At 45.8% G+C, this 12,977-nt stretch carries 9 protein-coding genes and 1 pseudogene; all 10 read left to right on the top strand.

Going from position 1 to position 12,977, the window contains the following annotated elements; all coding sequences use genetic code 11:
- The first annotated feature begins 49 nt into the window (after positions 1-49).
- Positions 50-1,152: pseudogene (locus IT971_RS17950) on the top strand (IS3 family transposase).
- 240 nt (positions 1,153-1,392) lie between these two features.
- Complete coding sequence (locus tag IT971_RS17945; protein WP_065701757.1) at positions 1,393-2,340, top strand: Gfo/Idh/MocA family protein; 948 nt, start codon at positions 1,393-1,395, stop codon at positions 2,338-2,340.
- A complete protein-coding gene (locus IT971_RS17940) occupies positions 2,337-2,921 on the top strand; it encodes an acyltransferase (RefSeq protein WP_065701756.1) in 585 nt (194 codons plus the stop codon). The genes IT971_RS17945 and IT971_RS17940 overlap by 4 nt, the downstream gene beginning before the upstream one ends.
- Entirely contained in the window at positions 2,914-4,038 is a 1,125-nt protein-coding gene (locus tag IT971_RS17935) for a DegT/DnrJ/EryC1/StrS aminotransferase family protein (RefSeq protein WP_065701755.1), read from the top strand. Before IT971_RS17940 ends, IT971_RS17935 begins: the two co-directional genes overlap by 8 nt.
- Before the next feature lie 64 nt (positions 4,039-4,102).
- The gene (locus tag IT971_RS17930) at positions 4,103-4,912 is read left to right on the top strand and encodes an ABC transporter permease (protein ID WP_139189974.1); all 810 of its coding nucleotides are present in this window, start codon (positions 4,103-4,105) and stop codon (positions 4,910-4,912) included.
- On the top strand, positions 4,905-6,239 hold the full coding sequence (locus IT971_RS17925; protein WP_065701754.1) for an ABC transporter ATP-binding protein: 1,335 nt from the start codon (positions 4,905-4,907) through the stop codon (positions 6,237-6,239). The genes IT971_RS17930 and IT971_RS17925 overlap by 8 nt, the downstream gene beginning before the upstream one ends.
- A gap of 25 nt (positions 6,240-6,264) precedes the next feature.
- On the top strand, positions 6,265-7,176 hold the full coding sequence (locus IT971_RS17920) for a bifunctional 2-polyprenyl-6-hydroxyphenol methylase/3-demethylubiquinol 3-O-methyltransferase UbiG (RefSeq protein WP_083195715.1): 912 nt from the start codon (positions 6,265-6,267) through the stop codon (positions 7,174-7,176).
- An 11-nt stretch (positions 7,177-7,187) separates the two neighbouring features.
- Complete coding sequence (locus IT971_RS17915; RefSeq protein WP_065701752.1) at positions 7,188-9,740, top strand: glycosyltransferase; 2,553 nt, start codon at positions 7,188-7,190, stop codon at positions 9,738-9,740.
- Positions 9,741-9,750: 10 nt separating this feature from the next.
- Positions 9,751-11,634 carry an asparagine synthase (glutamine-hydrolyzing) gene (gene asnB / locus IT971_RS17910; RefSeq protein WP_065701751.1) on the top strand — a complete coding sequence of 628 codons (1,884 nt, stop codon included), beginning with the start codon at positions 9,751-9,753 and terminating at the stop codon, positions 11,632-11,634.
- Positions 11,635-11,646: 12 nt separating this feature from the next.
- Positions 11,647-12,972, top strand: coding sequence for a glycosyltransferase (locus tag IT971_RS17905; protein ID WP_139189973.1), 1,326 nt, complete (start codon positions 11,647-11,649; stop codon positions 12,970-12,972).
- Positions 12,973-12,977 lie beyond the last annotated feature (5 nt).

The following is a 12,977-nucleotide window of genomic DNA, read 5'->3' as shown; positions in this document are numbered from 1 at the left end:
TCGCATTTTTGGAGTGAGTTTTCCAAACTAAGGCAAAGGAGAACTCGAGATGAAGAAGCGCTTTTCGCAAGAACAGATCATCGGGGTTTTGAAGGAACAGGAAGCGGGATTTGCGGTGAAGGATATCATCCGCCGTCATGGTATTGCCAAGCATACCTTTTGCCGTTGGAAGTCGAAGTTTGGCGGGATGGAGATATCCGATGCCAGGCGGCTTCGTGAACTTGAGGCAGAGAACGCCAGACTGAAAAAGCTGTATGCGGAATCGATGCTCGACAACGCCGCTCTGAAATATCTTTTGGCAAAAAGCTTTTAAAGCCTGCGTCGCGGCGTTTGGCGGTTGCTCACCTGACAGCAGAGCACCAGTTTACCGAACGCCGCGCCTGCGGGCTTGTCGGGATCAGCCGCGCGGTTTTGCATTATGCTTCCAGAAGAGAGGATGATGCGCCGGCACGGTCACGCCTCAAGGTGTTGGCAGGTCAGTATCGCCGCTATGGCTATTTGCGCCTGCATGTCTTTCTGCGCAAGGCAAGGTCTCGTGGTCAATGCCAAGCGAATCTATCGCCTGTATTGTGAAGAAGGCCTTCAGGTGTGTCGCCGCAAACGCAAACGGCTGGCGCATCGGGATCGCATTCTTCTCAAGGCAGCCGTTCGCCGCAACCAACGTTGGTCTTTGGACTTCGTTTCGGATGGCCTGTGGAACGGACGTCGGTTCCGGGTCTTGAATATCGTCGATGATTGTACGCGGGGCTGTCTAGGCCAAATTGTTGACGTCTCGATATCTGGCAAGTGGCTCACCCGATATCTTGATCAACTGGCCATTATCCATGGCTATCCGGACGAACTGGTTCATGACAACGGCCCTAAACTGACTTCCCGGGCGATGTTTGAATGGTCGTACAAAACCGGGGTGAAGCTACGGTTTATCCACCCTAGCAAACCGACACAGAATGCCTAAATGAGAACTGGTTTGCAAGCATCCACGGAGCCCGCAAGATCATTGAGGCCTGATGGAAACACTATAACACCATCCGGCCCCACTCCTTGCTCAACTATCAAACACCGGCTCAGTTTGCGCAGGCATTCAACGGCCCTGTAAGAGGGGCCGCAACGAGCCCAAGGCCCCTTGCGGTCCCTTCAGGGTATGGCACTTAAATCAAACCAAGCACTCACCCTATGAGTGAGACTGATATGGGGGGAGGGTCAGTGCTTCTAAGCATGTAAGTTAAAGAACTTGAAGCGATGACCTATGCTTTTGAGTGGGGTGTTTTCTCCCGTTTCGCTTTGTTCTGGTTGAGTACCCTCTGACGAGAAAATACTATTGTGTAATGTGGGGTTTTTGTGCAGAAGTGTCTGCCCTGAGCCTTGCTTGATATGAGAGAATGAAGGACAAAAATGACGAACTTTGCATTGGTTGGTGCCGCTGGGTATATAGCTCCACGCCATATGAAAGCGATCAAGGATACTGGGAACAGCCTGGTTGCAGCATTTGATCCCAATGATTCAGTGGGCGTCATTGACAGTCATTTTCCGGATGCGGATTTCTTTGTGGAATTCGAGCGTTTTGACCGGCACATAGACCTGTTGCGACGTCAGGGCACAGGAGTTGATTATTTCAGTATTTGCTCTCCAAACTATCTGCATGATGCTCATATCCGTCACGCACTCCGTAATCAGGCGCACGCGATTTGTGAAAAGCCCTTGGTGCTAACACCTTGGAACATAGATGCACTGTCGGAAATCGAGCGCGAGGGTGACGCAAAAATATACAACATTCTGCAACTTCGTCTGCATCCGGCAATCAAGGCATTGCGTGACAAGGTTGCCAATGCACCGAAAGACAAGGTCTTTGATGTTGATCTGACATATCTGACGTCCCGTGGGCACTGGTATGGTGTAAGCTGGAAGGGCGATGTCAAAAAGTCCGGCGGTATCGCTTCGAATATTGGTGTTCATTTCTTTGATATGCTCGGGTGGGTGTTTGGTGATGTTCGAAACAATGTCGTACACCTGCATGAGGCTGATGTTGCATCTGGTTATCTGGAATATGATCATGCTCGTGTGCGCTGGTTCTTGTCGATCAACCCGGAATATCTCCCGGCAGACGCAAAGTCAGCGGGTAAGAGAACCTATCGCTCCATTCTCATTGAAGACGAAGAGCTTGAATTCTCGGATGGCTTCACCGAATTGCATACAGACAGTTATCGTGACATTCTTGCAGGTGGCGGGTTTGGTATTGAAGATGCCCGAGCTTGCATCGAAACAGTTTATGACATTCGCAAGATGACACCGGCCTCGCTTTCTGGTGATTTCCATCCTTTCTGCATGAACGTGAAACTATGACAACCATTGGTGCATCAACCTTTATCCATGAGACAGCGATCGTGGATGAGGGCGCGTTAATCAAGGAAGACTGTCGTATTTGGCATTGGGTTCATGTGTGCGGTGGTGCGCGCATAGGTGCCGGGTGTTCCTTGGGGCAAAACGTTTTTGTCGGGAACAAGGTCGTTCTTGGGGACCGGGTGAAGGTCCAGAACAATGTCTCGATCTATGACAACGTAACGTTGGAAGACGAAGTTTTCTGCGGTCCAAGTATGGTGTTCACCAATGTAATCAATCCGCGTGCCGGGGTTGAAAAAAAGGATGAATACAAGAGTACACTGGTCAAGCGAGGTGCATCTCTTGGTGCGAATTGCACGATTGTTTGCGGTGTGACGATAAATGAGTACGCCTTTATCGGTGCCGGGGCCGTTGTAACACGAGATGTTCCCAAGTTCGCAGTAATGGCAGGTGTTCCGGCAAGACGTATCGGGTGGGCAAGTCATGCAGGTGAAATGCTGGGAGAGGATCTGGTATGCCCGCGTGAGGGCAGAAAATATCGGGAAGTGGCTGAGGGCCTCTTGGAGGAAGTAACAAGTGACTAAACAGATTGCGCTCATTGACCTTGCGGCGCAGCAGGAACGTATTCGTGACCGGATTGATGCAGCTGTGGCCAGGGTTCTTGATCATGGAAAGTACATCCTGGGTCCCGAGGTTGCGGAGCTCGAAGAGAAACTTGCAGAGTTCACTGGTGCAAAACACGTTGTAACTTGTGCAAATGGTACTGATGCATTGTCGCTTGTGATGATGGCCGAAGGTGTTGGTCACGGAGATGCCGTATTCGCACCGTCTTTTACCTTCGTTGCGACGGCTGAAATTGTCCCTGGCACTGGGGCTACGCCTATATTGGTTGATGTTGATTCGCGCACATTCAACATTGATCCGGCAAGTCTCGAAGCAGGTATCGAAAAGGCGAAGGCACTTGGGTTGCGGCCGAGGATAATTGTGGCTGTTGATATCTTTGGATTGCCGGCGAATTATCATGCCTTGCGCGAAATAGCGACCAGAGAAGGCATGGTCCTGATTGCAGACGCGGCTCAAAGCTTTGGGGCGGAGATTGATGGGTGTCGCACCGGTGTGTTGGCGGATTATACAACCACGAGCTTCTTTCCAGCGAAACCACTGGGATGCTATGGCGACGGAGGAGCAATTTTCACTGATGAACCTCAAAAAGCCGAAGAGCTGCGTTCTTTGAGGTTTCACGGCAAGGGGCAAGACAAATACGATAACGTAAGAATTGGATTGAACAGCAGGCTGGATACGATACAGGCGGCGATATTGTTAGAAAAACTTTCGATTTTTGAAAGTGAAATAGCAATAAGAAATGAAGTCGCGGCATTTTACACAGAAACGCTGTCTCCTTACGTATCGTGCCAAAAGGTACCGCAAGGGTATAAATCTGTCTGGGCCCAGTTCACAATTGTGGCAGAGGACAGGTCGTTGATCGAAAATGCGTGTCGGGAGCATGGTATTGCAACGGCAATTTATTATCCTGTGCCGATGCATATGCAGACAGCATACAAGTCGTTCCCGAATTTGGGGGATGGCATGAATGTCTCAGAAAATCTTGCGCGAAAAGTGATAAGTATTCCGATGCACCCTGGCCTTGATGAGCAACAGCTGCAGCGGATCACCGACGTTGTTATAGCAAGCCTAAACTAGCAAAATTGTTGTTTACCCTTGGGTGAAAATCAATTTCTTCTACTCTGAAGCTATTGGCAAAAAAATGCGTGAAGAGCCGACTTTTATTTTCTCTCCGATTACCTTGATATGGTCGCGGCGCCACTTGCTATTTGCTGCCGTAAATACGTCATTGCGCCAGCGTTACGCCGGCTCTGTGCTTGGGCTTGTTTGGATTGTCTTGGGCCCGTTGTTGCTACTTTCTCTTTATGCCGCAATATACTTGGTTGTCTTTCGCGTCCGTCCGCCCGATATGGAGCCGGGTTTGTATGTCCTGTATATTTTTTCGGGACTGGTACCGCTGATTAACTTTAGTCAGGGGTTGATGTTGGCGACAACTTCCTTGTCTGCAGACAAGGATATTCTACTGAATACAGTTTACCCGGCCGAATTAGTGCCGCTGCGTGAAGTTGTTGTGTCACTGGTAACCTTGGCGATTGGTATTGGTATAATCGCTGTTGCAACGGTTTTCCTCGGGCAGTTGTTCTGGACCTGGTTACTCGTACCCGTTGTTATGGCCTTGTTGGCAATGTTTCTTACGGGCATAGCGTGGATACTGTCACTTGCGAATTTGGTTCTGAAAGACATTCAGCAAATATTGACCTATGTCACCATTCTCCTGTTAGTGGCCAGTCCGATTGCCTATACGCCCGATATGCTGCCGAGTTCCCTTGCTGTTCTTATATACTTCAATCCGCTGGCGTATTTTGTGATCTCTTTCCAAAGTTTGATTGTGCTCGGCATGTTGCCGCCATGGCCAATTTTACTGGGCATTAGTGTGTTTGGCATCGGCAGTTTTGTTCTTGGTGCGTATGTGTTCTCCCGCGCAAAGACGGTGTTTTTCGACTATGCATAATTCAATTAAAGCTTCAGTGGAAGCAGGAGGGGCAAAGCGCTCTAGCTCCTTGGTTGGTAGTGATATTGCCATTCGTCTGAGTGATGTGAAGAAGGAGTATAAGCTTTATGATAGCTTTTCTGATCAGGCGCTGGACGTCTTGGGCGTATCTTGGTTGCGCTTTTGGCGGCGATTGAATTATAAGACATTCAGTGCTCTGAATGGCATTAATTTGGACATCAAGAAAGGTGAGAGAGTTGGTATTATTGGCCGAAACGGCGCTGGTAAAACAACACTCTTGAAGCTGATTACCGGTAACTTTGCGCCGACCACCGGCAAAATTGAGGTTAACGGTAACGTTCAGGCCTTGATGCAGACTGGCTTAGGTTTTCATGGGGAATTTACTGGGCTGGAGAACATTCGTTCAGCGCTGGCCTATAGTGGTTTGCCTGCATCAGAGCTAGATGCTGCTATTGATGATATCGTCAGTTTTTGTGAGCTTGGCGATTTTTTGAACCAACCGATGAAATCATATTCTCTCGGTATGAGGGCCCGGCTGCAGTTTGCGGTTTCAACTGCGATTAAACCAGATATTGTCATAATTGATGAAGTGCTTGGAGCTGGAGACGCCTACTTTGCATCTCGCTCAGCAGAACGAGTTCGGCGGCTTACGGACTCAGGGGCAACTTTGCTGATCGTTTCACACTCCATGAGCCAAATTCTCCAGTTCGCGAATAAAGCTCTGTGGATCGATAACGGCCAGATACTGACCTCCGGTGACCCGCTCACTGTGGTGAACCAGTATGAAGAGCGCATCATGAGGATGAACAAGGATGCTGAAAAGAATGCATCCTTGTCGACGAATGAGCAGTCGCCCAAATCATCGGCTGGCGGTTCGAGATGGGGGGGTGAAGGGCCGTTGAGAATTGACAGCTCTTATATTACCAATTCTGACGGTCTGGTTATCGATCATTTTTCTACTGGGGAACCCGTCAGGCTAGTTGCTGAAGTTTGTTGTGAAGATGATCGGTCTCACGGCTGTTCTTGTCTGTTTGTTTTGTACGATGATGTCGGTAACTTGGTGTGTCAAGTTGTGCAGCCGGAGCAAGACTATCAGTTATCTAGCGGTAGCATTAAGAAAGTCGAATTTTGGCTTGATACAAATCCGATTGGGGAGGGACGTTACTTCCTGTCTTGTGGATTGTATAAGAATTTTGACCTCGCATGTCCAGAAAGCGCTCTGCGATATGACATTCTTTCGCGAGCACAATGTGTGAGTGTTAAGTCATCTATGCGCGATAAATCGAAGATAGTTTTGACTGGGCAATGGATGGATAGTCAAAACTAATACAAATAGGTTTTAGGGGTTAAGAATGAATTCTTGTCCGAATTGTTACAATGTAACCCGCGCACGAGAAGACGCAGGACATGAGTGTGCGTCTTGTGGTTGGGGCTCGGGACGAGTTGGTGGCGTTGTCGAAATGCTAAGCCAGTCGGATCGCGAGAGTCGGGCATTCAAAGAGTACCTGACGAACTACGATGAAATTGCTGAAGATGACTTGTCTGAATCCATTTTGGATCGGACGTATATCGGCCACCAAGCAAACAATATGCTAAAGTATATTGGCAACGTTACAGGTTCTCGTGTTTGTGAGCTGGGGGTTGGTCAAGGTGTTCTTGCTAAAGCTCTTGTCTCTGCAGGAGCTGAATCTGTAGTTGCTGTTGATATCTCCCTTCCATATCTTAAGAGAATGGAGAATAAAAGATCGATTCAACCGGTTCTCGCTAACGCAGAAAACCTACCGTATCTTAACGAGTTTGATATTGTTACCAGTACCGATGTAATGGAACATGTCTTGAATGTTGGATCCTATCTTATTAGTGTTAATCGGTCATTGAAAGTAAGAGGTAGGGCGTATATTCGAGTGCCTTACCGGGAGTCTTTATTAAAGTATTCTCCGAAAATGGGATGTAAATATGAGTATGTCCATTTGAGAAACTTTAATAAAAAATTGTTGCGCGACATGTTCGTAGATGCAGGTTTCTCGATCAGAAAATATCATATTGATGGATATAGTATTTTTACTCCTCGAGATATTTATATGGATAATAAATCATTTAAGAGGATTTACGAGTTAATTCAAAAGAAAGTATTGGAAAAGATAGGTAATCCGTCTGATGTAAATAAGTGGAATAGTTTGCTGTGTCGGGTATTTATGCGGCCTCATGAGATTGTTGTGGAAGCAGTAAAAGAAAAGCATATTGAATTAAAGTCTGGATATTAGAGATTATAAATATGTTTTATTCTATTTCTGATGATTTTGATTGCGTTCTTATGCTGACTTGGTCCGACTGGGACAAAGAGGCGATAAGTAATAGATTTCATTACGCTACTAGGTTTGCAGATAGCCTGCCTGTTCTTTTCTTTCAGCATAAGAATACAATATCATCGGAAGTTCGGGTTGTTGATACCCAGTATAAAAATATTGAATTGGTCAATGTGAGTGTGCAACTCACGTTGCGAGATGTATCTACTATCAAGAAAATTCTGCGCGCCCGCGGGTATCGGCGTCCGATTGTGTGGTTATACGACCCCATTAACTATAAGTTATTGATAGAATCTTTAAGTTCAGGATTTAGAGTTTATCACGCAACTGAAGATTATTTCACCGATACCAAAGTTTGGGAAGATGGCATCCACGACATAAGAAAGTCCTTACGATGGATCTTGCCGAAGGTCGATATGGTTGTTGCATGTAGTAATGGTGTCGCTAACTCTTATGCACGCGCAATTCCTGCTATTAAGAACATGCAAGTAATTGAGAATGGTTGTGATCTGGGCTTCATTGATAGTGTTGTGCCAGAGACCGTGTCACGCAGGGATTCTGATAAAATTGCTGTATATCAGGGCGGGGTGAACGATCGGCTTGACTTTGGTATGATCCGCACCTTGGTTGAAAGCCTTGACGATTGGACATTCAAGTTTATAGGGGAAGAAACTACACGCAATAAAGATTGGAAAGCGATCAAAGAGCTGCCAAACGTCATTTATTTGGGGGCGCTAGACCGCAAGAATCTTTACTTGGAATTGAAATGCTCGACGGTAGGGTTGATCCCATTCTATGTCGATGCCTGGATTAAAAATTCTCTGCCTCTTAAGGCCTTTGAGTATGTTGCATGCGATTTACCCGTTGTTAGCGTTCCAATTGATGCCCTGCAAAAGCATCCCGATACTTTCGCAATTGCAAGTAATTCAGATGAGTTTGTGCAGCAGATTGTAAAATTGCAGTTTGTGTCGAGTGATGGTCAGGCCAAGAATCTGCGTAGAAAGGTTGCTCAGGAGAATTCATATAATTCCCGTTTTAATGCTTTGTTGGCGAAAATCGAGGATGAGATAAATAAGAGCAATCAAAAAAGCGCAAATATCGCATTTTTATACGACGCAGGTGCTGTTGAGACCAAAACGGTTCAAGAACACGTTGCTGCTTTTACGAAGTACAGCTCCAGCCGCATATTCAACATCCCATGCTCGATTTATGATTGGCAGGCTTTATCTGCGGATCCAGGCGAGGTCGACTTTTCGTCATTTGATTGCGTTGTTTTGCATTACTCGATTCGGCTATCTATAGTTGGACATCTGCAAGAGAAGTTTTTCAATAAAATGAGAAACTTTGACGGACTCAAGATACTCTTTATTCAAGATGAATATGAGAATACCGAAAGAGCGCGTTCCTACATCGAGACGCTAGGTTTCGATATTGTTTACACCTGTGTGCCGGAAGACTACATCGAAAAGGTATATCCTTCTTATCGGTTTCCAGGAACAAAGTTTATCAACAATTTGACCGGATATGTTCCCGAAAGCCCGGGGATTGAGGACTTTGGCATTCCTTTGGATCAAAGAGAGGTCCGGATTGGCTATCGTGGGCGTCGGTTGCCACCGATTTATGGTCAACTTGGATATGACAAGTATATCATCGGTGAGCAAGTAAAGAAGTTGGCTCAAGAAAAAGCAGTGTCTATCGATATAGAAGTCGATGATCAATTTCGAGTTTACGGGGATCAATGGTATAGATTCTTGGGAAGTTGCAGGGCAACGCTGGGAACTGAAAGTGGCTCCAATGTCTTTGATTTTGACGGAAGAATTTCCGATCAATTAAAGAAAATGAGCGAGAGGCTATCACCGGACTGCTATTACGATCAAGCTCTTGAGCTTGTTTCCAGCGTCGAAGGGGAGATTGTCATGAATCAAGTTTCTCCTAAGATATTCGAAGCAATAAAGTTAAGAACGGCGCTCGTTTTGTTCGAGGGGGACTATTCCGGGGTTGTTCGGCCTTGGGAGCACTATATTCCTTTGAAAAAAGATTTTTCAAATATTTATGAAATATTTGATCTTTTGGAAAATCACGAATTTTTGGAAAATATGACCGCCAAAGCTTATGAAGATGTAATCAATACCGGGCGATACAGTTACCAAACCTTTGTTGAGAATTTTGACCGGGTCATTAGTCGCTACATAAGATGGCCTAGGGAAAACAATATTTTTGCGTTATATGTCGATCAGGTTCCGGGGGATACCGTGGTAAAGCAGATTATGCCGCCATTGCCTCTTGGAGTCGTTGATCGTAAAGAGTTGTTGGCTAATATCTCCAAGATTCATTTCAAAAAATCCGGGGGATGGCTAACGATAAAAATTCCGAGCATAAACAGAAAGAACGTCAAGTACGTAATTCGTAAATACGTTGTCGGGACAATCCAAAACAATAAATGTCTGTACGCAGTGTGCCGTGCTGTTTGGCAGAGAATACCTGCGAAGATAAAAGAAAAAATGGTCACTAATATTTTGTAACAGGCGCGTCATGTGTGGAATTGTGGGGATATTGTCTCCGGTAGTACCTGTCGAGACAAAATTGTTATGCGAATTGCGCGACAGGTTGAGACACAGAGGACCCGATGCCTGTGGCGAGTGGATGTCGCCCAAACGTAAGGTCGCATTTGGGCATAGAAGACTTTCGATTGTTGATTGCTCTGAGGGGAGCAATCAACCGATGGTGTCAGCTTGTAATCAATATGTATTGGTGTTCAATGGGGAAATCTACAATTTTATCGAACTCAAGGAAGAACTGTCAAAGCTTGGGCACAAGTTCAGAACATCTGGCGATACAGAAGTACTTCTTACTGCGTTGATAGAGTGGGGGGAGGGTGCATTATCTAGACTTAATGGTATGTTCTCTTTGATTTTTTATGATCGTTTGCAGAAACGGTTGCTTGTCGCGCGAGATCGTTTCGGTGAAAAACCACTTTTTATTGGTTTCGGAGATCTAAGTACTGTGGTCATTGCCTCTGAAATGAAGGCGATTACAGCGCATCCGCTTATTGATCTTACCATCGATGACCAAAGCATTACGGCCTACGCCAAGGGTGACTGGTACGAGAATGACGAGCGCACATTTTTTGTAAATATTAAAAGGTTCCCCGCAGCAACGGCGAGATGGTTGTCTGTTGAAGGTCGGAATATCAAGGAATGGAAATATTGGACGCCTGATTATTCCGTCGTTCGGGATGTAGATGCGGTATCGGATCTCAAGGCCAAGCTTGAAAAAAGCGTGGCAATGAGGCTTCGGTCTGATGTTCCTGTTGGTTCTAGCTTATCTGGTGGGCTGGATTCGTCTGTAATCGTCGGCATCATTGCTAATCAAAATGAAAGCAATATTAACACACAACATACATTTTCTGCCTGTTTTCCCGATGATGCAGATATTTCCGAAGAAAATGAAATTGATGCTGTCCAAGAATTTACGCACGTAAACTCATTGAAGGTATCGCCCAACCCGGAAGGACTTAAGAAAGACTCATTGATGCTGCATTGGCATCAGGAGGAGCCTTTTCTCTCGGCGTCTATCTATTTGCAGTGGTGTGTTGCCCGTCTGGCAAAGGAAAACAACGTGACGGTCTTATTGGATGGGCAGGGGGCTGATGAGTTGCTGGCCGGTTATCAATATTATTTTAAGACACGTCAGCTTGATCTTATTGATCAAGGATATTTCGATGTAGCAATGAAAGAGACGCAGGCGTTTAATGGCAGGCTCATCTCAGCATCTGAGGGGTACGAAAAGCCGGAGCGTCGGTTCAACGCACAAGTTGCGTTCAGTAACGAAGAAATTGCTTCACTTATACAGAAAAAGAAAGCTCGAGGAGGCTCAAAGGATCAAAAGGCTTTGGGGGCTGAAAATAGTGATCTTAGGAGAATTCTATTTGATGCTGTCACCTATAACAGCCTGCCTATGTTGTTGCGGTATGCTGACCGGAACTCTATGGCCTTTTCAAGAGAGGCGCGCCTGCCTTTTCTGGATTACGAATTCGCTGATCTTTGCATGAGCCTACCTGATGACGCATATATTCGAGACGGGTGGCAAAAGAGGATCCTGCGTGAATGTGCTGCGGGCATCGTCCCCGAGAGTATCAGGTGGCGGGTTGACAAAGTTGGGTATGCTGCTCCGCTGGATCACTGGATGAGGGGAGAGTTGAAAGACTGGTGCTTTGAGAGGATCACCGACGATAGATTAAGCGGGATTGACGGATATTATCAAGATGAAGTGCTTAAGTTGTGGGAAGAGCATCTGGGCGGTCGGAAAAATAACTCTTGGGCTCTCTGGAAATGGATTAGTTTGGTCGAATGGTTCGAATTGAACGACCGTGGATGGTGGAGAAGCGGGGGACCTGCCGCGCTGGCTGATAGTTAGTCGGATACTAAAATGAATATAATTGTTCTTTGTTCAAATGTTGGGCGAGAAGCAGGAACTGTGAATGATCACCTTCTTGCGTTTAAGAACTGGAGCCAGCATCGAATTGCTTTAGTGGACGTTATGTCCGCGAAGTCGATGAATATAAACTTTGATACTTTTGATGTAGTAGTTTTTCACTATTCTGTAATTATATCTAATGAACAGTACGTATCAAAAGGGGTTTTTAATGACGTATCAGATTTCAAAGGATTAAAGGCTGCCTTTGTTCAGGATGAAATGAGATGGGCTGACAAAACTAGTGCAGCGATAAATGACCTCGGAATTAATCTTGTCTTTACTATATTGAATAATTTTCAAGCCCAGCAGGTGTATCGCAATGTTGATTTTACGAGAGTACGCTTTGTATCTACTTTGACCGGCTTTGTTCCCGAGCACTTGTTGTCGCGCACTGTCCCCAACTATTTGGACAGGCCTGTCGACGTGGGATACCGGGCCCGAAAGCTACCTGCTTGGTATGGTGAGTTCAGTCAAGAGAAGTGGAAAATCGCCGAAAATTTCTTGCTGGATGCGCGTAAATATAAATTAACTTGTGATATTTCTACAGAGGAATCCTGCCGTCTGTATGGTGAAAAGTGGAACTCATTTCTGGCCAACTCGAAAGCTGTGCTGGGTACAGAAAGTGGTGCAAGCTTTATTGATTTCACAGGCCATGTATCTTCCAAGATTGAAGAATATGTAAGGCTTTATCCCGAAGCAACGTTCCGCGAAGTTCAAGAGCTATTCATGGAAGGGCGTGACGGTTCAGTTGTTATCAAGGCAATTTCACCGCGTTGTTTCGAAGCTGCGTGCCTGAAAACTTTGATGATTATGTACGACGGAGAGTATTCGGGGGTCCTTGAGCCTAACAGGCATTTTTTAGTTCTCTCTCGTGACCATTCAAATATGAAGGAAGTTGTCGATTTTATTCGCGACCCTGCGAAGGCGAACAAGATAATAATGGCGGCGCATGAAGAAGTGGCTCTTTCTTCAAAATGGACACTGAAGACTTTTATAGCTGCCTTTGACAAAGAAATATCGGCCAGCTTTGAGAAGCTTAATATTCCAAGAAAGGCTGATATGGGACTGAAGTTCGTTACTGAGATAGAGCGATCGTCTGATAAAAAATCTTTGGGGTTTAAGTACCGAATGAGGTTTGCTATTGCCCTATCGTCATTGTGGGGCAAATTCAAAGGGGCTATGCGTAATTCGAAGTCTCCAGTATTCCGACGGTTGATTCAGATCGTAGAATGTAAAATAAAGCCTTTCGTTAGAAAAATTTTGTTCGGTTGGGGGTAAGGTTA

Source organism: Thalassospira sp. B30-1, assembly GCF_015767575.1.
Taxonomy (GTDB): domain Bacteria; phylum Pseudomonadota; class Alphaproteobacteria; order Rhodospirillales; family Thalassospiraceae; genus Thalassospira; species Thalassospira xiamenensis.
This window is presented reverse-complemented; position numbering and strand designations above follow the sequence as displayed.

Coding starts and splice junctions, on each gene's coding strand:
- IT971_RS17945 (WP_065701757.1), top strand. CDS start 1,393: ATGACGAACTTTGCATTGGTTGGTGCCGCTGGGTATATAGCTCCACGC.
- IT971_RS17940 (WP_065701756.1), top strand. CDS start 2,337: ATGACAACCATTGGTGCATCAACCTTTATCCATGAGACAGCGATCGTG.
- IT971_RS17930 (WP_139189974.1), top strand. CDS start 4,103: ATGCGTGAAGAGCCGACTTTTATTTTCTCTCCGATTACCTTGATATGG.
- IT971_RS17925 (WP_065701754.1), top strand. CDS start 4,905: ATGCATAATTCAATTAAAGCTTCAGTGGAAGCAGGAGGGGCAAAGCGC.
- IT971_RS17920 (WP_083195715.1), top strand. CDS start 6,265: ATGAATTCTTGTCCGAATTGTTACAATGTAACCCGCGCACGAGAAGAC.
- IT971_RS17915 (WP_065701752.1), top strand. CDS start 7,188: ATGTTTTATTCTATTTCTGATGATTTTGATTGCGTTCTTATGCTGACT.
- asnB (WP_065701751.1), top strand. CDS start 9,751: ATGTGTGGAATTGTGGGGATATTGTCTCCGGTAGTACCTGTCGAGACA.
- IT971_RS17905 (WP_139189973.1), top strand. CDS start 11,647: ATGAATATAATTGTTCTTTGTTCAAATGTTGGGCGAGAAGCAGGAACT.